Raw genomic sequence first — 21,066 nt, 5'->3', positions numbered from 1 at the left:
CTTCAGGCCTCGGTAGCTTAGGTGGGAGAGCGCGGGATTCGTAATCCCGAGGTCGCGGGTTCAATCCCCGCCCGGGGCTCTTATTTTATCACTGAATGGTTCCGTGAGCAGTGCGCCAACAAGCAGTCCAAGGGCTATTGCAACCACAGTCATTGCGAAGAGTGTTATCTCAGCCACGGATGTCAGATAGTTCCTCCCCAGAAGATTTGCGAGTCCTATGAAACCCAGGGACCCCGGAGCAAGGAACCAGAAGGCCGGGTAGAGGGTGACGAAGTGCGGAGTCTTACCTGCAAGCTCAATGCCCCTGGCAACCAGTGTCATTGACAGGGCCCCCAGAAATGCCCCGAGGAGTCCTCCTCCAGCTACATTTCCCAGCTGCTGTCCCATGAGTGCACTGTAGAGCACAAGAAGTATCCATGGAAAATCACTCCGGTAGACAGAGAGGAAGAGATATATACCAACGGCAAATATGAATGCCCCCAGATACGGGCTGTAGCTCATGGCTGATATTTTTATGGCTGCAAATTCCTCCTGCGGAAACCTGTTAAGCTGCATACCCATCAGGACACCAAACAGGAGGAGGAGAAGAACCATGCACCCGTATATCACCCTGCTTGACCCTGAAACCAGTTCACCACTTGCAAGTTCATAGATGCCGGTGGTTAGGGTTACACCGGGGATAAAGTATATCAGCGGAGGTACAAGGAGTGTGAGGTTCCCGCTCACGGCACCGGTATTGATCAGGAAGAAGGCAACACCAGAAACCGTGAAGGATGCCAGTACAGGCATGATGAGGGAGAGCCTCCTGTTACCGTAACCCACCACTATCAGGGAGCCTGCTATAAGGCTGAAAAATGATGAGTAAATTACAAGATCAGGGTCTGGCTGTATAAGCAGTGCTATACCTATTGAGAGAATAAGATAACCCAGAAGGATCCCGTAGCGCCCGAACCTGTGGGATCCCCTCAATATCCCCCTGAGCTCACCCAGGGCCTCACCCACTTCCATCCTTCGGGATGTCACATCATCGGTGAGTCTGTATATTTCTGTGACCTGGTGAAGGGGCATCATCCCGGGGGACTGGGCTGCAAGGCCCATCCTTGAAACCTCTCCCTCCGCCTTTATTATGATCATGGTTGGGAGGACCGAGACCTCAACCTCCACGCCCTGGGACTCGGCGACACTCCACAGGATTCTCTCGGTATCTGTAACAGAATTCCCTGAGGCTATGAGGGCGCGGCTCAGCTCCTCAAGGAATTCGAGCAGTTCTGCTGTCATCTCTCTGGTCAGATAGGGATTCTTTCATTCGTTTCCAATGTATGTGGGGTGGATGAAGCCGGCCCTTATCATATGGTCGGCAAGGACGATTGCAACCGCAGCCTCTGCAACAGGCACAACCCTGGGGCAGATGCAGGGATCATGTCTTCCACGGACCTCAATGGTTGTTTCCTCCATCCTTTCAAGGTCAACGGTCTTCTGGGGGACTGATATGGATGGTGTGGGCTTTACTGCTATCCTTGCAGTTATTGGCATGCCGCTTGATATTCCTCCAAGTATGCCTCCAGAGGTGTTTGTTGTTGTCCTCACCTTACCATCATCATCCAGGTAGAACTCATCGTTTATCTCACTTGCACGGTGTTCTGCAACCTCGAATCCCATCCCGATCTCAACACCCTTCACAGACCCGATACCCATGAGGGCCCTGGCCATATCTGCATCGAGTTTACTGAATACCGGATCGCCGAGTCCAGGGGGCGCACCCAGGACAACAACCTCAACAACCCCGCCAACGGAGTCTCCCCTGCTGCGGGCATCAAGTATAACCTTCTCCATCTGTCTGGCCGCCCTGGGATCTGCACAGCGAACAGGATTGCTCTCAGCATACTCGCCTATCCTTTTAAGGCTTACAGTGTCTGCCTTAACATCACCCACCTGTACAACGTGGCCTGTTACGGTCAAACCATAATTACCGATGAGTTTCTTTGCAACGGCCCCACCGATTACGTGCCCAATGGTAACCCTTCCACTTCCACGGCCACCGCCACGGTAGTCGTAGTTCCTGAACCTCGCCCTCCAGGTGTAGTCGCCGTGCCCCGGCCTTGGTGTATTCTTAATGTTGCTGTAACTTTTTGAGTCGGCGTCCAGGTTTCTGACGATTCCAGCTATTGGAGTGCCATCTGTTCTTCCCCTGAATATACCTGAGAGTATCTCGACCCTGTCGGATTCAGCCCGTGGAGTGGTCAGGGCGCCGGTTCCAGGTCTTCTCCTGTTAAGTTCCTGCTGTATGTCATCCTCACTCAGCTCGAGACCTGCGGGGCAGCCGTCGATAACGGCACCCACTGCAGGACCATGGCTGGATCCGAAGGTCGTTACTCTGAACATTTCACCGGTACTGTTCCCGGCCACCGAATCACCACACAGTATCAATCTAACTCCTTGAGGGGAGCATGGGTGTTAACCATCCAACGAAGCTATCAATGCTCCGGCTCTGCATGTATACGGTTCCTGTACCTTCAAATTCTGCAACCAGGCCTTCGCCACTCAGAAAAGTACTTTTAAGTCCACCAACCTTTCTTACACTGAAATCAAGACCCTCTGTGAAGGCTACAACGTGGCCTGTGTCCACTATGAACCTCTCATTTACAAGTTCCCTGCTGTAAATTGCCCCGAAACTTGAAAGGAACACCGGTCCTGAGGACTGGATTTTAAGAAGGAATAATCCCTCCCTTGCAAAGAAGGTCTTGAAACCTCCCAGTTTTGTGTCTATCTCCACATCTTCTGGTCCGGCCATGAATGCGCCGCTCTGGGCATAGATGGCCTCCGTTGTCTCAAGGACCTCAACATCACCCGGGTAGGCCGGTGCGAGCTGCACATCCCCCCTACCCTGTGCCCTGAAGGTGTTGAGGAAAAGGCTTTCCCCTCCAATGGATCTCTTAAAAGCCCCAAGAAGACCCCCTGTCTCTGTCTGAAGTTCTATGTTTGAGCTCATGCTCACCATTGCACCGGTCTCAGCCTTTATCGCTTCACCGCTTTCAAGCTCGATGTGAGCCATACTAAAACTTGGTCTGTGTAAAATTTCATATCTCATGGATTTACTGTGTAACTTTTAATTAATATATCATCGGGGTATTGCTGGTTTACTGATTGTGCTGCTTTTTATGTTCTGTGATCATGAGGATGGCGGTTGATGTGGATTCCTTACAATCAGGGTTTTCACGCCGGACCTAAATGTTTAACCGTGGTGTTTATTTACCTATTAAACATGAAGGTGCTCAGGCATATCTACCGTTTCCTCATGGAACTCTACGGGCCCCAGGGATGGTGGCCACTCCTTGATAGGGATACAATGACACTCAGGTACCACCCCGGCGATTACACCCCACCATCAGATGATGGGGATGTCTTTGAGGTCATCACAGGTTCCATACTCACACAGAACACCTCCTGGGACTCTGCTGCATCTGCACTCAGAAACCTTGCGGCAATGGACGCCCTTAAACCCCACAGGATACTCTCCCTGGATGACGCTGAACTTGAGGCGGCCATAAGGTGTGCTGGTTTCTACAGACAGAAGGTCTCATACCTCCGCGAAATGGCAGGGTTCTTCATATCCCTTGAGGGCTCAACACCATCCCGGAAGGAGCTCCTGAAGGTAAGGGGTGTCGGCCCCGAAACCGCGGATTCAGTGCTGCTATATGCCTACAGAAAACCGGAGTTCGTGGTTGATGCATACACAAGGAGGATACTGACCCATCTGGGACTCATAGCCGGTGATGAGAGCTACCACAGAATAAAGGAACTCTTCGAAAGGTCCCTTGAACCCGATTTCAGGGTCTTCCAGGAGTACCATGCCCTTATAGTCAGGCACGGCAAGTCCTACTACAGAGGAAGGGTCCATGGGGATGGCGATCCCCTCACAGAAAAACTGGGTGGTTCACGTGATTGACTTCACAGATATAAGTGTTGCGATAATAAGGAGGACATTCAGGTCCCGATTTAAACTCGCATCCCTCACAGAAAGGTCTGTGATATTCAGGAACCTCGTAAGGAGACTCTTCTTTGAGGGGGACGATATACAGGTCATACCCAGGAACTCATCCATCGAGATAAACCACCGCATCCAGGTGCCTGAGAATGTCGCCCTCCCATCGGAGGTCCTGAGGAGGATGATACTCCGGTCCAGGTACATCTTCCGGATGGACTTCTGCATATGCAGGGTCTCATCGGGCTGCAGCAGCTACCCCCATGACCTTGGCTGCCTCTTCCTGGGCCCCGGAGCCATGAGGATCTCAGAGAAGGTCGGAAGACTCATATCTGCTGAGGAGGCACTTGAACACATTGAAAGATGCCAGGAGGCAGGACTGGTCCATATAATAGGGAGGAACAGGATAGACTCTGTCTGGCTTAACTCAGGGCCCCATGATGAACTCCTCTCGGTCTGTAGCTGCTGTGAATGCTGCTGTCTCTGGAAGATGACGCCACTCCTCTCTGAGGACATAGCATCCTCCATAACACCAATGGAAGGCGTGGAACTGAAAAGGGAGGAGTCCAGCTGTGTTCTATGCGGTCGCTGTGAGGAGGCCTGCTTCACTGGTGCCATAGCTGTGGGGAAGGAACTGGAGCACGACGCAAGAAAATGCCTCATATGCGGCAGGTGCGCTGAGAGGTGTCCTGAAGGTGCCATAAAGATAATTATGGACCCTGAGGCTGTTGATGAGGCCATAAAACGTGTTGAGGTCCTTGTGGATGTTGAGTCATGATCTCCATACATCAACCGTGGTGTTCATGAAGGGCCCCGGAATTTATTTTCTGCGCGGGACATGGTTATGTTTTTTACCCTTGAGGATGTAATAAGAAATATCACAATGAATCCAACAGTTACCTGTGAGTGATAATATGGAGTTTCCCACAAAAAGGATGCGAAGGTTACGTAAGAGTCCACAGATAAGGAATATCCTTAGAGAAACACGGCTGCACCCATCGGATCTCATATACCCCATGTTTGTGAGTGAAAAACTTGGAAGGGGTGATGTGGAGGCCATAGATACAATGCCAGGCCAGTTCAGGTACTCTGTGGATGATGCGGTTTCCGAGGCATCCAGACTTGAGGATGAGGGACTATCATCCGTACTCATATTCGGAATGCCATCAGCCAAGGATGAGCTCGCCTCAGCAGCCCATGACCCCCACGGTGTTGTGCAGAGGACTGTGAGGAGGCTCAAGGAGGAAACAGACCTTGTGGTCATGACTGATGTCTGCCTATGCCAGTACACCAGCCATGGGCACTGCGGTATCGTCGTGGATGGCGAAATCGTCAACGATGAGACCCTGGAGGTCCTTTCAAGGATAGCCCTATCCCATGCCGAGGCCGGGGCAGACGTGGTGGCCCCATCGGATATGATGGATGGTAGGGTGGCAGCCATAAGGAGGAGCCTTGATGATGCAGGCTTCCAGGACACCCTGATAATGTCCTACGCGGTTAAATATGCTTCAGCATTCTATGCACCATTCCGGGGCGCCGTATCATCGGCCCCTGCCTTCGGTGACAGGAGATCCTATCAGATGGACCCTGCCAACATTGACGAGGCCCTCATTGAGGCTGAACTGGACCTCAGGGAGGGTGCTGATATACTCATGGTGAAACCGGCCCTGGCATACCTTGATGTTATAGGTAAGGTCAGGGAGAGGTTCAGCGTGCCACTTGCAGCATACAACGTCAGTGGCGAGTACTCAATGCTGAAGGCGGCCATAAAGAGCGGATACCTCACTGATGAGGCCATATATGAATCCATATTATCAATAAAACGTGCAGGTGCAGATCTTATAATATCACACTTCGCACCTGATCTCCTGGGGGTGATCTAGATGGATCCCCTCCATGTTTCAAGGATAGCAGAACTGGCCTCTGTCCTTGAGGTCAGCGGATACCCGAAACCAGGCAATGTCCACAGGACCCGTGACTTCGATGATATGGTCTACGAGGACTTCCTCGTGAGCGGGATAGTCACAGGTGATACCATGAGACTGGCAGCAGAGAGGGGGGAGAAACTGAGGGATACTCTTGACCTTTCGACCCTCGGGCTGGGAGAGCTCATACTCAGGGCGGTTGAGGACACCAGGAGGTGGGTTTCAACCAATACAAACCTTGGTATCATAATGCTGCTCACACCCCTCTCAGCAGCCGCAGGGATGGTTGACAGCGGGGATCTCCAGGGACTCAGGGAGCAGGTAAACCGTCTTATACTTCAGACAACATCAGGGGACGCTGTTAACCTCTACAGGGCCATTTCAACTGCGGAGGCCGGTGGAATGGGTGAACATGACACCCTCGACGTTAATGACCCTGCTTCACAGCAGAGGATAATCGATGAGAACATCACCCTCTTTGACACCCTCAAGATGTCAGCTGACTGGGACCTCATTGCAAGGGAGTTAACGTCCAGCATGCCGGTTACATTCAACGTCGGCTTCCCGGTCTTTAAGGGAACCGTGGAGAAGCATGGCATGAACCGGGCCGTGGTCCAGACATTCCTGACCATACTTTCAAGATTCCCCGACACACTGATATCCAGGAAGTATGGCGAGAAGATCGCCGTGGAGGTTTCAGAGGAAGCCTCAGACATCGTTGATAGGGGAGGTGTGCTCACTGCAGCGGGTCTCAGGAGGGTTGAGAAATTTGACAGGAAGCTCTACCGGATGGGATGGAACCCCGGGACAACCGCGGATCTCACAGCTTCCTCTGTCATGGTTGGATTACTTGATTACTACTCAGAACTGGGTTGAAACGCTTATTTGAGTAAACTGGAGGAGAATTATTATGATGGATCTTGACAGGATCATTGACCAGCTTCACATTTACGAGAAGAAGGTTCTGAAAGCATTCGAAGGCTCAGATAAACCATTAAAGCCTGAAGAAATAGCAGAATCCCAGAAAATTGATATAAAATCTGTCATGAGTGCGTCAGGCGCACTTGAATCAAGGGGATTTGTGAGGGTTATGAAGGACGCGGATGAGGTTGTATCCCTCACAGAGGATGGAGAGTCCTGTGCCAGGGAGGGACTTCCTGAGCGCAGACTCATAGAGGCCCTTAAAGGTGAAGAAGAGCTTGAAATGTCAGAACTTTCCAGGAGAGCGGGTCTTGATAAGAAAGAGGCAGGTATTGGTATTGGCTGGCTCATGAGGAAGGGATGGGGGAGGATAAGCCAGGGGATGGTCTCAGCGGTGAGCGATGAAACACCTGAAAGGGGTGCGGATGAGAGGCTGCTGGAACTCTTACTTGAAAGGGGATCCGTGAGGATCAGAGAACTCCCTGATGAACTCAGGGGTGCACTGAAGGATCTGAAGGGACGGAAGGGAATAGTTGATATAAGGAAAATTAAGAGGCATACAATTGAACTCACCACAGAGGGCAGAAAACTCCTTGAAAGGGGAATCGAGATAGTTGAGGAGGCAACACAGGTCACCCATGAACACCTCAAGAGCGGGGCCTGGAGAAAACTCCACTACAGGGGATACAACATTGATGCAGAGTACCCTCTGGTCTACCCTGGAAAGATGCACCCTCTGAGGCGCATAATCGATGAGATAAGGTCAATATTCCTTAAACTTGGATTCACAGAATCAAGGGGCCCCATCGTCGAGTCTGCCTTCTGGAACTTTGACTGCCTCTTCCAGCCCCAGGACCACGCTGCAAGGGAGATGCAGGACACCTTCTATGTTAAAAACCCCGCCGTCACGGATCTCCCCTGTGAGGACCTTGTAAGGGCTGTGCAGGACGCACATGAAACCGGCGGTTCAACAGGATCAGAGGGCTGGCAGTACGAATGGGACAGGGATGTTGCAAGACAGAGCGTGCTCAGGACCCATACGACCTGCGTCTCTGCAAGGTTCCTCAGTGAGAACGAACCGCCCCTCAAGATGTTTTCTGTTGGACGTGTTTTCAGGAGGGAGACCATCACCTACAAGCACCTCCCTGAGTTTCATCAGGTTGAGGGGATCGTTGCAGGGGATGAGGTTAACTTCAGGAATCTTCTGGGTATACTGAGGGAGTTCTACAGGAAACTTGGATTTGAGGTCAGGTTCAGACCGGCCTACTTCCCATACACATACCTATCAACCGAATGTGAAATCTATCTCCCGGAGAAAAAAAGCTGGATAGAGCTTGGTGGGGCCGGGATGTTCAGGCCCGAGGTCCTGGAACCTCTGGGAGTTGAAACACCTGTAGCCGCCTTTGGTCTCGGTATAGAGAGGCTTGCCATGATAAGATTTGATATAAAGGATATAAGGATGCTCTACCAGAGCGACCTCGGATGGCTCAGAGGTCTCCCTGTAACCGGGGACCTGGAGCTTTAGTCCCTGTTTTTACCTGGCAGGGGACTTTAAATCCATGGATCAATTTTCAGTCTTCTCCATGATTGGACGGTAGTACTCACCATCCTCAAGGAGGACCCTTTCAATGAGCCCCCTGTTTTCAAGGGAGAGGATGATGTTGTACATCCTTCTGGTCCCAAGTTTAAGAGGACCGTAGAGGAGGTGGCCCTCAAGGAGGTAGCGTGGGATTGGAGCTCCACTCCCGATTTCCCTGAGGATCCTGAGGGCCTCCTCTTCGATCTGGTTGAGTTCGGCGACCCTGACATCTTCCTGGGTCTCCATCACCCTGACCTCTTCATCGAGGTTTTCGGCCACTATACGGCCATTTTCCCGTGAAATAAGTCCCTTATTCTCAAGAGCTGTGATGGTGTCATGGTATTCGTGTTCTGGCAGGTCAAGGTTCCTTTTGAGCATATCCTCAGATACGGGGGTGTTAAGGTCAAGCTGCATGTACCTGATTTCCCTGTAGACCATGTTTTCCTTTCTGGTTATAATCTTCAATGGGGACCTCCAGTTACTTGTGGTCACTCACTCCTGGACATCAGGAGGGAACCAGTATCTCAGCTGCAACCAGCCGGCATATGTCAGTTTTTGTTATGACTCCCACAGGTCTTTCATCATCCATTACAAGGAGTCCTGATATATCAGCCCTCAGCATGAGGTTGGCGGCGTCCTCTATGTTGTCATCTGCGGAGATGGTTATCACCTCATCCACCATGATGTCCCTCACCTTAAGGTCCCTCTCAGGGTGTTCACTGTCGGGTTTTATGGTTCCAAGAACTCCTATTAGGTCAGTGTAGGATACCACACCCACAGGTTTACCATCATCTTCGAGTACGAACAGTCTCCTGACTCCATGTTTGTACATCTTCTCGAAGGCCTCGAGGGGCCTTGTCTCGGGGCTCACAGTTATTATCTCAGGGTTCATGGCTTCTTTAACCTTCATTGAAATCCCTCAAAGTCATACTTCTAATTAATATATCACTGTATCTTTTTATGCTTTGTTATCCTGAGGGCATTGTTATGCAATTATGCCGGTGCCGACATCACTGTATCTTTTATCCTCGGGGACAGCCATGGTGTCTGCGATGCATTTAAATAGTCGTGTTAATTATTCATGTAATAACCTGTTGTTTTCTGCAGACAATACTGCAAGCTAAAAAAAGGTTTAAATATGACTTTAGAATAATAATATAATAAATTCATATCAAACCACTTGTGGGGTAATAGTTATGATGAGAATAAGCATGTCTCTGCCAAAAAAGCTCTTGAATGAATTTGATGAAGTTCTAAGGGATCGTGGCTACCAGTCAAGATCAAAGGGCATAAGAGACGCCCTTAAGGACTACATTGTAAGGTACCAGTGGATGAATGAAATGGAAGGTGAGCGAATCGGTATTATTGCTGTGATCTATGACCACCACTACACAGGGGTCATGGAGGACCTTGCAGACATACAGCACGACTACCGTGAATACATCAACGCTGTTATGCACGTACACATGACCGAAAGACACTGCCTTGAGGTCATAGTGGTTAAGGGAGATGTTGCAAAGATAAGGGAACTCACCGAGAAGATGATGAGGCTCAAGGGCGTTGAACACGTGAGGCTCACCAGCACATCAACCGAACAGAAAATAGAACATGAGCACTGATCCAGCAAAGCCTTCAGTACCTAAATGAGATTCAGGGTCACACCGTATCACGGAAACCTTCTGGGGGATCATGAACGCCTCGCAGCCTTCCGCGAGGCCATATCATCCAGGGCCAGGGGCCTCACCTATGACCTCGGGGCAGGCAGCGGGATCCTCTCATTCTTTGCTTCAGAGTATGCTGATCGTGTCATTGCAATTGAAAGGGACCCAAAGATAGCTGCATGTGCAGGGGAGAACCTATCAGGTCTGGATAACGTCAGTGTTGTCAACGAGGACGCCCTGCACTATGAATTCAGTGCGGCTGACACGATCATATGTGAGATGCTTGACACAGCACTCATAGATGAGGAGCAGGTCCCGGTTCTAAGGAGGGCCCTAAAGTTCCTGAGGAATGATGGGACTGTAATACCACAGGCAGTCTTCAATGCAGCAGAACCCGTCACCGTGAACTTTGAAAACATCATGTATGATGAAAATCTTTCACAACCATCATCAGGTCCAATGAGGGTTTATGACCGGGTCGAGTTCAGGGGGAACCTCCCTGAGATTTTCAGGGGTTCATTGAAGCTGCAGGCATCGAGTCCCTTCAACGCTATCAGAATAATATCCTTTACCCTGACGGCTCCTGGAATCATATGCGGTCCCACACCCATGATGAACCCCCCGCTCATCATACCCCTCGAGGAGACCGGAGATAAAGGTGAGGTCGAGATAAAACTTTCATACAGGATGGGTGGCGGCCTTGATTCAGTTGAAGCATCCATCATATGATTTATCTGATTATTTCTGGTGGTTTCTATCACGTTGAAGCGGCTTCTGAGTGATTTTCTCACTGACTGCAGAAGGCTCCTCGTCCTCACAGTCGGGAATGAATTGAGGTCCGATGATGGCCTTGGCCCATACCTGGCGTCCCTCATCCAGGAGGCAATGGAGGAGAGGGGCCATCTCGTTATCAATGCGGGCACGGTGCCTGAAAACTTCACAGGAAAAATACGCTCCGAAAGACCGAGCCACATACTGATTGTGGACGCTGTTGAGATGAGAGAGGAGCCGGGAACCGTAAGGCTCATTGAGAGGGATAGTATATCAGAGTACAGCATATCCACCCATGCCATGCCCCTATCCTTCCTTGTGAGGTACCTTGAGGATCAGGGTGCTTACAGGATTGCCCTCATGGGTGTACAGCCAGAAAACCTTGAATTTGGGACTGGACTCTCACCCGCGGTTGAAGACGCTGTACATGACCTCGCAGGGATGATAATCTCTGCCCTTGATGACTTTGGAAGCTGCGGATGATTTTTAGGGTTGAATTCAATCAGCCCTGTATTTTGAGGGTATTGAGAATTCTGGATGAATTTTACCTGAACCGGTCAAGATTAAGTTTTTATAAGATCCCACCAAAGAGTAAACCAGTCCTTGATTTTTTTGAGTGATCATCATGAGGATTCTGTTCATAGGTTCAAGACTCTTCAATGACGTTGCAGAGTACGCCTCAGCGATGGGTGTGACCACCATTCTCTCCGAGTCAAATCCAGACGCCCCAAACCTTGAACTCGCCGATTCATACCACATAGTGCCCAGGGGCATGGAGGGCCCTCTGGAAATAGCCCTCAGGGAGGACGTTGATGCGGTGGTACCCCTGATAGGTGTCGACGGACCCCTCAGGGATGTGGCCTGGCTCAAGGAGAAACTTGAGGCTGACTACGGAGTGCCGGTGGTTGCATCAGGGCCGGAGGCTGCTGAGATATCCACAGATAAATTTAAAACCAAGGAGTTCTTCTCCAGAAACAGGATAAGAACGCCGGAATACGATTTAATCGATTCACCGGAGGATGTAACTGAAATGCCGGTGGTTCTCAAGCAGAGGGAGGGACAGGGCGGTTCAGGCGTGATGGTCGCAGCCACCCCTTCTGATGTCAGGGAATATCTCCACGCCCATGACCATGCCCTCATGGAGGAATACATACAGGGCCGTGAAATATCCGTTGAGGTACTCCGATGGAATGATGAAACCCTCCCCCTGGTGGCCGTTGATAAGGGAGACACAAGGATGGACGGACTGCACCCCCTGAGGAAGGTGAAGAGGGCCCCCGCTATTATCAGGGGATTCGATGGAATGGAGGCCCTTGCAATGGCTTCAGAAGTCACAGAACTCCTTGGTGCGGAGGGTAACACCGATGTTGACATGATAGTCTCGGAGGATGGAAAACTCTATGCCATAGAGGTCAATACACGCCCAAGCGGGACCAGGTACATCTCAGAGGCGGCAACAGAGATAAATCCCATGCACTGCCTTGTGGACATGGCAGCAGGAAACTGGAAACCTGGTGAAATCAGGAGGAAGAACCATTATGCTGTTGAGATACCCATAGGTAACCCCGGGACCTGGAGTCCTTCATGCCAGATGGGACAAGATGGGTGCTTCACGGCCCGAGGAACCATATGAGGGTAACTGTGGGGGCCAATGATCCTGAACTGCTTGAACTGGTCATTAAAAAACTTGGTGATCTTGATGTACACAGAAGGCAGGTGATATGATGGAGTTTTTGATGGTTTTCATTATAAGCACTGTTTCAGCTGCAGTATTCACGCTCTTTATAAGGAACATTCTGAGGAGTGCGGATATCGGTGATAAACCAATAGTCACTGAGCACAGCCACAAGGCAGGAACACCTACAATGGGGGGGCTTGGGATGCTACTGGCTCTCCTCCTTGTAACGGTACTCTATCGAAACAACCCCTACCTCGTCCTGACATCACTCATAGTCCTCACAGCAGCAATTGTAGGCCTTCTGGATGACCTTCTGGGCCTCAAGGTGAAGGAGGTCCAGAGGATAATAAGGAACGTATCTGAAGGGCCCCTGGAGGTTGGCCAGCTTGTACTGAAGCCCGGAGAGGAGGCAAGGGCGGCAACAGACAAGGCAAAGAGGGATGTTGAGGCTCTGCTCTCTGAGGGACTTGTTGAGGTGGTTGGTGAGGCTCCAATAAAGAATGAGGTGAGTGAGGGTGAGAAGATACTGGCCCAGCTACTGATAGGTGTCTTCCTTGTACTCTCAGGAGCTGTTGGTAAGCTCGGAGGGTTCTACCTGGGTCTTGCAGCCGCACCCATCGCCATAGCAGGTATGGTGGGGGCCATAAACGCAGTTAACCTCATAGATGGAATGGATGGGATGGCAGCCGGGATAATGCTCATAGCATCCTTATCCTGCGCAATTTTCCTTGGCCTATCGGGTCAGGCCCTGCCCTTCCTGGCACTGGCCGGGATGTGTGCCGGGTTCCTCGTATTCAACAGACACCCCGCGAGCATATTCATGGGTGATACCGGTTCATTTGCCCTGGGGGCAGGCTATGCAACTGCAGTGATGCTCACAGACACGGTTTACTTCGGTGTCCTTGCAATAGCAGTGCCTGTGGTCTCGGTTATCGTGAGCCTCCTCCACCGTGCAGGGGTTATAAGACTCCCGGTTGAACCGCTGCACCACACACTCCACTACCGTGGGATGTCCGAGAGGAGGATAGTGCTCCTCTACTGGCTCATAACACTGATTGTCTGTGCACTGGGACTCTACATGACAGGGAGTATCCTCTGATGGGTGAAGGTCATGTATCTCCATGAAATCGCAGATAAGATTTCAGGAAGACTCAAAGGTCCAGATAGAGCATTTCGGGGATATTCACGACCCTTGGAGCTGCTGAAGCAGGTGACATTGTTATAAGACACTGGATCGATGAGAAGGGCATTGAAATCGCCTCAGAAAGGGGTGTATCCGCCATCATAACCCAGGATCTCCGGGGAAAGTCTTCCAGGCTAGCCGAAGAGCACGGGCTCCCGGTTATCCTCGTTGACAGGATTGAGAATGCAAATGCCCTTGCACTCTCCTGGACAATAGAGCGATTCGCCCCCTCCTCCAGAAGGGTTGTGGTCACGGGTACCAATGGGAAGTCCACCACAACCCACATGATCCATCATATAATAGAGACCACCGGTGCTTCATCCTACACAAACACAGATTCAAGGTCAGAGTTCAACACCCTCATAGACCCTGTGGTATCACAGCAGATAGCCGAGGCCTCATCTGATGGGGCACCTGAATTCATGGTTATAGAGGTCTCAGAGGTGCAGGGGTGGCTTGGAAGGGTCATGAGGGACCACGCCCGCATGATGACCGCAGCCATAGGGCCTGAGGTGGTCGTCATAACAAACGTTGCAATGGACCATATAGGACTTGTTGAATCTGTGGAAGATGTCTTCAGGGAGGTAGCAGGGGCCCTGAGGGCCATCGAATCTGGGGTGGCTGTACTCAATGCCGACGATGAACGTGTGAGGGCAATGGCCCATGTGAACCCGGGTCTCAGTGTGGTCTTTTACGGCTCGGACTCCCCTGTGAGGTATGATGGGGAGGGCATCCACATTGGAGGGGACCTCATAATCCCTGCAGAGGAACTCCCCTTCAGGAGTGAGCACTTCATACAGAACACCCTGGCTGCCGCTGCAGCATGTCTGGAACTGGGCTTCTCCCCCGAGGACATAAGGATGGGTGTTAAAACATACAGGCCCCTCAAGAGGAGGTTTTCGGTCCTCATGACTGAGCCCCTTGTCATAGACGACTTCGCCCACAACCCCTCAGGTATCAGGTTCACCGTGAGGAGCGCTGCAGCGAATCTCAGGGGGAGGCTGTGGGTGGTGAATGCCATCAGGGGCTCCCGTGGAGAGGATATAAATGTGATGAACGCAGCCGCCCTTGCAGATTCCCTCAGGGGCCTCAATGCAGAACTCATAGTAACCTCAAGCAGTGACGTTGTTGATGAACAGAACAGGGTACTTGAAAATGAGAGAAGAGCATTCCTTGGGGTCCTTGATGAGAGGGGTGCATCCTACATCCACGTGGAGAAACTCAGGGACGCCCTGAGGATGGTGCTGGATGCCGCGAAACCCCATGATACCATCCTCCTCCTCGGAGCCCAGGGAATGGACCCGGCTGCAGGGATAATAGATGAGATCAGGATGTGACTACTGTATCGCAGCTTGTAACGGTTCCTGGTCTCAGCCGTGATCGGGAGTCCATCTCTGCGGTGGATTCAGGGGGTCCGGTTTCAGCTCTGCATTGGATGGATGTTCATTTCTGTGGTCAATCTTTATAAAGATGGAGTCAGAGAACTAACTATTCAGTAACTGTGATGAAACGCAGTTAAAGGTGAACTGTTATGCTCATAAAGATCAGAAGGGATACCCTCGTGATACTCCTGCTGGCATTCATCCTGATCCTCTCAGGTCGTGCTATGACCTATCTTGCCTACGCATCATCAATGGAGGATACAGGTGGAGTTCCAATAGCAGGTGTCATAGTTAAGGGTAACGATATAGTTCCACTGTCCTCCATAAAAGCAAATGTATATGCTGCGGGTTTCCGGCCCGGAAGCTACATAAAGGGAGAGGTGCTTGTAACCTCCAAGAGAAAGGTTCCCCTTTCAGAGGCGATGGAGAATGCCGAGAAGTTTGTTAAGATGACAACAATTCCCGGCACCCGTGTAACGCCCATAGCAGCCGCTGATGTGAAGGTGGACACCAGAACAGGCATAGTCACTGTTAATGTTATCGAGGACTTCGCCACGGTTAAAGTTACCAACAGAACAGGGGGAGTGGGCTGATGAACAGGCTCGGTAGACTGTTAGCTCTCATATTCATCTTCAACCTGCTTATAGGTCCGGTATCCGCCACAATGAACGTTATTGTAATCACAGACCCCACAGGAGCGGATCCTAATGGTGCTGCAGCCGGGAGTATGTCCTTCGCCCAGAACATGTTCCAGTCAACCTTCCTCATGTCCAAGGAGAAGAGGTTCGCTGTCCTCTCAGGTGGTGAAGGTGCATTCAACACCGAGGCTCATGGCAATAATGGACGTTATAAACCGCCTGGAGAATGGTGCAACAGCGGCTGAGGCGGCATCAGCAGCCAACAGTTACCAGGGAATCAGGGTCATGTGCGGAGGTCCCAGCATAGGTGCAGCTGTGGGTGGTTCCTTCGATGCCTACGTGGTTATCGTGGAGGATGACGGTACCATAACAGTTACACCCTACTCTGGGGGTCTTGCGGTTCTTCCTCCAGGTAAGAGGGGAGCCATAATACACCTGAGGAACACGCATGGAAACCCCAAGTATGGTACAGCAACCCGTGTACGTCAGGAGACAGCCGTTAACATAGGTAAGATGATAAGGGACGGCTACTCTGCCACTTACATCGTGGGAAAGGTCTTTGAGGAGGTTTCAAAGGACGCCGGTGAAAAGTATGGTGGTGGTGCAGTTAACCTTGTCTCAGGGGTATCCACAGGGGACATGTTCACACCAGCGGACCTCAATGAGACCGGTTACCCAATGGATGAACCCTACGTCAAGGTATGCGATGAGTGTGGCTGGAGCATAGGGTACCCTGCTGCAGAGAACTACCAGACCTGTCCGGTGGATGGCAGCAAGTTAAAGGTTATCTATGCATATGAGGCTCTCAAGGACGCCATAACCGTGACCAACGGCTCTGTATCTGTCTCGGTCTACGGGACAGAGGAGGCCGGTGTTGTTCAGACAACCCAGGAGATTGTAAGGGCATCGGTGAAGAAGAACGGTTACAGTGCAGAGGCAATAGCCAGATCCATAAACAGGGCCATAAAGAATGGGTTCCTTGTGGGAGTCAACTATGTGGAGCCAAAGGACATAAATGTGAAGCCAAGTTCAAGGGCTGTAGGTGTCTACTACACACCCCTACCAGATGATAGGACAGCCCCTCCGATGGAACTGCCCGTTAGTTCAGGGCTCCTTGAGATACTCGGTAACATCCAGACGGCACTGGGATTCATCATGGTGCTCCTCGTCCTCTTCAGGAGCAGCCTTATAAGTTCATTCAGAAGGGGTTAAAACGTGTCTCTAATAATTCTGAGGGCAGATAGCAGGAAAAAAATTCTGAACGCCATAGCGGACCTTGAAAGGCATGCCGGCCTTAAGGTCCGTGGAAAACCCAGGATTCTGAGGAATGATATTGCAGACAGGATGGCATCATCCATACTCGGGGAACTCCGCATGAAGTCCTCTGTGGCGGCAGCCGTTGAGGTGGAGGAGGATGACACCAGAAGCATAATGGCCATCAGAAGGATACACCCCCCGGCACATGTGATAGTGGTTAGCAGTGAATACGATGAATACAATGACCTCAGGGAGATGTTCGGCGGTCTGAGGGTCCTCAGGGGATACTATTCCCATAAGGGTAGTTGAAGAGAAAATTCGGATGAAATGGGATTCTAAAATAATTTTTAGAAAATGGACTTTAATCCATTTTTATTCCTGCAACATCCGCCGTGGGTGTCTAAAATAATTTTTAGAAATAATTTTTTTGGGACTTTAACCCCTCTTTATTCTTGCAATGTCACCTATCGTGGCTCCGCGGAACCCGCCACCCTCTGATTTCTCCAGATCATCGGCCTCAAATTTTTCAAGGAGTTTTATTTTGAGGAGCCTTTCAAGCTTCCTTGCGAGCTTAATATCGGGTTCCATCCTCTCGGATTCAATCCTGTTTATGACGGATACCTTCTCGTTGATCCTCTCAGCGAGATCCTCCCTTGACCAGTCCCTCTTCTCCCTTTCAGTTCTTATGATCCTTCCGTAGTCCTCAACGACCTCGTACACGGTATCCATGGGTCTCCTGGACCTTTTCTGGGGCTTCCTGAAACTTTTTTTACGGGGTGTTGTGGGTTCTCTGATGATTTTACCGAACTTTGAGCATTCCCTGCATACTTCCATGACTGAACTATCGATTTTTGTCTTTAAAGGTTTTCCAACAATCTTTTTACCGCAAATCTCGCATCTCATGAAGATCCCTTTTTATTTTATACTAGATTTATCCCACCCCAATATTTAAATATTACTAGAAACAAGATAGTATACAACAAAATTTAAATAGGAGTGTTCTAAAATCATGGAAAATAACTCCCAGAATGTATTAAAAAAGATTGAGGACCTCAAAAAAGAAGTTAGAATGCTTAAAGAGGAAAACTCCAAGACAAAAAGAAATCTGATGTGGAAAATCAGAAAACTTGAGAAGGACAAACTTTTAATTGAAAATGAGAGGACAAGGCTTGACAGGGAAGTTAAATCCCTTCGTGGTGAAATCGAAAGGTTCAGAACCCCTCCACTGGTCATAGCCACAGTAACAGAGGTTCTTGATGATCACAGGGTCGCAGTTAAGAGTACAACCGGACCCCACTTCGTAATAAATTATTCAAGATTCATAGATAGAAAGCAGCTGGAGCCCGGTGCAAGGGTTGCACTGAACCAGCAGACCTTCAGCATAGTGGATGTACTTCCATCTGAGAAGGACCCCGTTGTGACGGGCATGGAAGTCGAGGAAAAACCAGATGTCTCCTATGAGCAGATAGGTGGCCTTGAGGAACAGGTACGCGAGGTCAAGGAGACAGTTGAATTACCGCTCAAAAAACCGGAACTCTTTGAAAAGATAGGTATAGAGCCACCCAAGGGCGTACTCCTCTATGGACCACCTGGTACAGGTAAAACACTCCTGGCAAAGGCCGTCGCCCATGAGACCAATGCAACATTCATAAAGATAGTTGCATCAGAGTTCGTCAGGAAATACATAGGTGAGGGCGCAAGGCTCGTGAGGGGAGTCTTTGAGCTGGCCAAGGAGAAATCCCCGAGCATAATATTCATAGACGAAATTGACGCCGTGGCAGCCAAGAGGCTTAAGAGTTCAACAAGCGGTGACAGGGAGGTTCAGAGGACACTCATGCAGCTCCTTGCAGAGCTTGATGGATTCGAATCAAGGGGTAATGTCGGTATAGTTGCAGCAACCAACAGACCAGACATACTTGACCCGGCACTCCTCCGTCCAGGAAGATTTGACAGGTTCATTGAGGTACCTCTACCAAATGAGGATGGTAGAAGGGAGATACTCAAGATACACACCTCAGGAATGGCCCTTGCAGAGGAGGTCGATATTGAACTCCTTGCAAGGATAACCGATGGGGCATCAGGCGCAGACCTCAAGGCAATATGTACCGAGGCAGGTATGTTTGCAATCAGGGATGAGCGTGATGAGGTCACAATGGCTGACTTCATGGATGCCGTTGATAAGATAATGGGTGTTGAGAAGGAGGAGGAATACAAACAGGAAACCGGCGTGATGTTCGGTTAATACTGATTATGGCCTGTGATGAACCCTATGAGCTCTGAGAAGTGATGACTGATGGGCGATCTGAGGCTGTAATCTATAACCCCACTTCTTTTTAAAGTGGTTAACTAGATCGCATTAAATTCTGTTCTTAGGATCAGGTGCTCTTCTAATTTTGCAGTGTTAGGGAATTACTTATTTACTTATTCTGTCTGGTGTCATTGTATCTGGTTAAAGCCCTTAGTTATTCCTATACCTCATCCCAGAGGTCACCAAGAACAGCCTTTCTATCAGTCATTACAAGTCGAGGTATTCTGCCGACGGTACCTGCATGTTCACCCACCACAACCATAACACCCCGGAAATGCTCCCTGAAGTCATCAGCCCTTTCAAGGGCATTCTCAACGGCTGATATATCATCAGGGCCATTCGCACTGTTTGCTATTGAGGTTGCAAGGGCGTCTGCTGTGCTGGCCTCAGATGCAAAAACTGTCACAGAATCTGCCCTCCCGAAGCTTATGGAGTGCCCCACAGTCCCCGAGGATGTGCATACACCCCTGGGACCGCCTGGCTTCAGAAGGAAGCCCACAGTCCCTGAGAGTGATGAAGATCCAGCATAGAGACCCACAGTGATTTTGCGGTTGTTAACAAGGGCGATGTCACCGCCGTTGTCGATTATGCTGCACCGCGAACCCTTACCCATGAGGTGCATGAGTGAGAGCTGGGATATTGTCCCTGCAACCGATGCCATGGGTCCAACCTCAGCCTTCCGTGAGGCCCGGGACATCATCCTGACGATGAGAGGGCCCTCAGACACCACTATGGGTTCAAGGGATGTTAAAAACTCGGGATTTCTCCGGATATAATCCATGAGCTTCATCCTCTCTCCCAGAACGAATCCAGAGAGTCCATGGTTCCTTAGTTCTGTCCTGAGATTTATGCGGGTCTCACCGATAACTATCCTTTCCATGGTTCCACACCAGCTCTCTAATACATTAAATGAGACATCAGAGGGGATCAATCTCCAACCATTACATATAAAAACATATACAACAAATTAATCCTCATTGTAGTTAACTTCTTTTAACAACTATATGTCAGTTCTGTGATAACATGTTTGGCAGGGACAGGTTACATCCAGGTGAGAGAATTTTATATGAGACAAGGCCGCGGTTCATCCTCAACTCAAAATCAACCATAATAAAGGCCCTGTCAGCCGTGATAATACTATACCTCTTCCAGTGGATAGTTGAGGGAGCCGGGGCACTTGACAATCTCCTGATTGCAAATTATGGTGTCACAGTAGCTGAGAAGGTCGCATGGCTTCTTACAGGCATAATAATCATAATCCTCCTCTCCATCCTCTGGGATGTGATCTCCTGGAGGAACAGGCGCTACATAATCACCGACCAGAGGGTCATGGTTGAGGAGGGGGTCCTATGGAAGAGGAGATACTACATAAACCACAGGAAGATAGTGGACGTATCCTTCTCACAGAGCATAACAGAGAGGCTCCTTGACTCTGCGGATCTGGAGATCCATGGGGGCCACGAGGGCACCAACATAATACTCAGGGATGCACCATCCCCCTCAAAGATTGAGTACCATATTAGCAGGTTCACAGAGAGGGGATATGATGATGTAGAGGAGATCCTCAGGGAACTATCATCCAGTAGAAGGAGGGAGCCAGGATTTGCAGACCCGGAATTCTGGAGACCCGTAGGATGAGAAGGAATCTGACGGTAAGTTTGTGGTGGATAGGCGCGGTGATGAATCCATGGGATCTGACGGTAAGTTTGCGGTGGATAGGCGCGGTGATGAATCCATAATGGAGAGACACTCAAGGAAATTTAAGAGATACAGAAGGGAGG

23 protein-coding genes, 1 tRNA gene and 1 pseudogene are annotated in these 21,066 nt (G+C 50.2%); 17 read left to right on the top strand and 8 right to left on the bottom strand.

Annotated elements, in window-relative coordinates; translation table 11 throughout:
- Positions 1–6: 6 nt before the first annotated feature.
- Positions 7–79, top strand: a tRNA-Thr gene (locus MTH_RS03515).
- Here the strand turns inward: MTH_RS03515 and MTH_RS09535 are convergent.
- The 3 genes from MTH_RS09535 to MTH_RS03505 are packed head-to-tail and all read right to left on the bottom strand — an operon-like array spanning position 61 to position 3,088.
- On the bottom strand, positions 61–1,278 hold the full coding sequence (locus MTH_RS09535; protein ID WP_010876388.1) for a threonine/serine ThrE exporter family protein: 1,218 nt from the start codon (positions 1,276–1,278) through the stop codon (positions 61–63). The genes MTH_RS03515 and MTH_RS09535 overlap by 19 nt on opposite strands.
- Before the next feature lie 24 nt (positions 1,279–1,302).
- On the bottom strand, positions 1,303–2,382 hold the full coding sequence (gene aroC / locus MTH_RS03510) for a chorismate synthase (RefSeq protein ID WP_048061243.1): 1,080 nt from the start codon (positions 2,380–2,382) through the stop codon (positions 1,303–1,305).
- 46 nt (positions 2,383–2,428) lie between these two features.
- Positions 2,429–3,088 (bottom strand): TIGR00266 family protein, encoded by a 660-nt coding sequence (locus MTH_RS03505; protein WP_010876386.1) that lies wholly within the window; start codon positions 3,086–3,088, stop codon positions 2,429–2,431.
- Between the two features lie 174 nt (positions 3,089–3,262).
- Between MTH_RS03505 and MTH_RS03500 the strand changes: the two genes are divergently transcribed.
- The 5 genes from MTH_RS03500 (at position 3,263) to MTH_RS03480 (ending at position 8,353) form a co-directional block, all read left to right on the top strand.
- Complete coding sequence (locus MTH_RS03500) at positions 3,263–3,946, top strand: endonuclease III domain-containing protein (RefSeq protein WP_048060892.1); 684 nt, start codon at positions 3,263–3,265, stop codon at positions 3,944–3,946.
- The gene (locus tag MTH_RS03495; RefSeq protein WP_010876384.1) at positions 3,939–4,760 is read left to right on the top strand and encodes a 4Fe-4S binding protein; all 822 of its coding nucleotides are present in this window, start codon (positions 3,939–3,941) and stop codon (positions 4,758–4,760) included. The genes MTH_RS03500 and MTH_RS03495 overlap by 8 nt, the downstream gene beginning before the upstream one ends.
- A gap of 136 nt (positions 4,761–4,896) precedes the next feature.
- Positions 4,897–5,865 carry a porphobilinogen synthase gene (gene hemB, locus MTH_RS03490; protein WP_048060891.1) on the top strand — a complete coding sequence of 323 codons (969 nt, stop codon included), beginning with the start codon at positions 4,897–4,899 and terminating at the stop codon, positions 5,863–5,865.
- A complete protein-coding gene (locus tag MTH_RS03485) occupies positions 5,866–6,783 on the top strand; it encodes a triphosphoribosyl-dephospho-CoA synthase (protein ID WP_010876382.1) in 918 nt (305 codons plus the stop codon).
- 34 nt (positions 6,784–6,817) lie between these two features.
- Positions 6,818–8,353 carry a phenylalanine--tRNA ligase subunit alpha gene (locus tag MTH_RS03480; RefSeq protein ID WP_010876381.1) on the top strand — a complete coding sequence of 512 codons (1,536 nt, stop codon included), beginning with the start codon at positions 6,818–6,820 and terminating at the stop codon, positions 8,351–8,353.
- 39 nt (positions 8,354–8,392) lie between these two features.
- On the opposite strand, the gene MTH_RS03475 is transcribed toward MTH_RS03480, so the two are convergent.
- Entirely contained in the window at positions 8,393–8,872 is a 480-nt protein-coding gene (locus MTH_RS03475; RefSeq protein ID WP_143485758.1) for a hypothetical protein, read from the bottom strand.
- Between the two features lie 40 nt (positions 8,873–8,912).
- Positions 8,913–9,317 (bottom strand): CBS domain-containing protein, encoded by a 405-nt coding sequence (locus MTH_RS03470; RefSeq protein ID WP_010876379.1) that lies wholly within the window; start codon positions 9,315–9,317, stop codon positions 8,913–8,915.
- 286 nt (positions 9,318–9,603) lie between these two features.
- On the opposite strand from MTH_RS03470, the gene nikR reads away from it, so the two are divergent.
- From nikR to MTH_RS03445, 5 genes are all read left to right on the top strand, one after another.
- Complete coding sequence (nikR, locus tag MTH_RS03465) at positions 9,604–10,026, top strand: nickel-responsive transcriptional regulator NikR (RefSeq protein WP_010876378.1); 423 nt, start codon at positions 9,604–9,606, stop codon at positions 10,024–10,026.
- 24 nt (positions 10,027–10,050) lie between these two features.
- Positions 10,051–10,797 carry a methyltransferase domain-containing protein gene (locus MTH_RS03460; protein WP_010876377.1) on the top strand — a complete coding sequence of 249 codons (747 nt, stop codon included), beginning with the start codon at positions 10,051–10,053 and terminating at the stop codon, positions 10,795–10,797.
- Between the two features lie 33 nt (positions 10,798–10,830).
- Positions 10,831–11,322, top strand: coding sequence for a hydrogenase maturation peptidase HycI (gene hycI / locus MTH_RS03455; protein ID WP_238374240.1), 492 nt, complete (start codon positions 10,831–10,833; stop codon positions 11,320–11,322).
- Positions 11,323–11,464: 142 nt separating this feature from the next.
- On the top strand, positions 11,465–12,472 hold the full coding sequence (locus MTH_RS03450) for an ATP-grasp domain-containing protein (protein ID WP_143485757.1): 1,008 nt from the start codon (positions 11,465–11,467) through the stop codon (positions 12,470–12,472).
- Positions 12,473–12,560: 88 nt separating this feature from the next.
- Positions 12,561–13,616, top strand: a complete 1,056-nt coding sequence (locus MTH_RS03445) for a phospho-N-acetylmuramoyl-pentapeptide-transferase (RefSeq protein WP_010876374.1) — start codon at positions 12,561–12,563, stop codon at positions 13,614–13,616.
- Positions 13,617–13,668: 52 nt separating this feature from the next.
- Here the strand turns inward: MTH_RS03445 and MTH_RS10230 are convergent, their stop codons facing one another.
- Positions 13,669–13,962, bottom strand: coding sequence for a hypothetical protein (locus tag MTH_RS10230; protein ID WP_338101047.1), 294 nt, complete (start codon positions 13,960–13,962; stop codon positions 13,669–13,671).
- A 22-nt stretch (positions 13,963–13,984) separates the two neighbouring features.
- On the opposite strand from MTH_RS10230, the gene MTH_RS03440 reads away from it, so the two are divergent.
- The 4 genes and pseudogenes from MTH_RS03440 (at position 13,985) to MTH_RS03425 (ending at position 17,286) form a co-directional block, all read left to right on the top strand.
- Entirely contained in the window at positions 13,985–15,037 is a 1,053-nt protein-coding gene (locus MTH_RS03440; RefSeq protein ID WP_338101046.1) for a Mur ligase family protein, read from the top strand.
- A 194-nt stretch (positions 15,038–15,231) separates the two neighbouring features.
- Entirely contained in the window at positions 15,232–15,675 is a 444-nt protein-coding gene (locus MTH_RS03435) for a hypothetical protein (protein WP_010876372.1), read from the top strand.
- Positions 15,675–16,932: pseudogene (locus MTH_RS03430) on the top strand (hypothetical protein). Before MTH_RS03435 ends, MTH_RS03430 begins: the two are co-directional and overlap by 1 nt.
- Positions 16,933–16,935: 3 nt before the next feature.
- Positions 16,936–17,286 (top strand): DUF356 domain-containing protein, encoded by a 351-nt coding sequence (locus MTH_RS03425; RefSeq protein ID WP_010876369.1) that lies wholly within the window; start codon positions 16,936–16,938, stop codon positions 17,284–17,286.
- A gap of 126 nt (positions 17,287–17,412) precedes the next feature.
- Here MTH_RS03425 and MTH_RS03420 read toward each other — a convergent pair whose 3' ends face one another.
- Complete coding sequence (locus MTH_RS03420) at positions 17,413–17,880, bottom strand: multiprotein bridging factor aMBF1 (protein ID WP_010876368.1); 468 nt, start codon at positions 17,878–17,880, stop codon at positions 17,413–17,415.
- Positions 17,881–17,986: 106 nt separating this feature from the next.
- Between MTH_RS03420 and MTH_RS03415 the strand changes: the two genes are divergently transcribed.
- Positions 17,987–19,219 carry a proteasome-activating nucleotidase gene (locus MTH_RS03415; RefSeq protein WP_010876367.1) on the top strand — a complete coding sequence of 411 codons (1,233 nt, stop codon included), beginning with the start codon at positions 17,987–17,989 and terminating at the stop codon, positions 19,217–19,219.
- Positions 19,220–19,445: 226 nt separating this feature from the next.
- Here MTH_RS03415 and MTH_RS03410 read toward each other — a convergent pair whose 3' ends face one another.
- Complete coding sequence (locus MTH_RS03410; protein WP_048060890.1) at positions 19,446–20,165, bottom strand: UPF0280 family protein; 720 nt, start codon at positions 20,163–20,165, stop codon at positions 19,446–19,448.
- A gap of 143 nt (positions 20,166–20,308) precedes the next feature.
- On the opposite strand from MTH_RS03410, the gene MTH_RS03405 reads away from it, so the two are divergent.
- Positions 20,309–20,923 carry a PH domain-containing protein gene (locus MTH_RS03405; RefSeq protein WP_010876365.1) on the top strand — a complete coding sequence of 205 codons (615 nt, stop codon included), beginning with the start codon at positions 20,309–20,311 and terminating at the stop codon, positions 20,921–20,923.
- The last annotated feature ends 143 nt before the right edge of the window (positions 20,924–21,066 follow it).

Source organism: Methanothermobacter thermautotrophicus str. Delta H (genome assembly GCF_000008645.1).
GTDB classification, from domain to species: Archaea; Methanobacteriota; Methanobacteria; order Methanobacteriales; family Methanothermobacteraceae; genus Methanothermobacter; species Methanothermobacter thermautotrophicus.
This window is presented reverse-complemented; position numbering and strand designations above follow the sequence as displayed.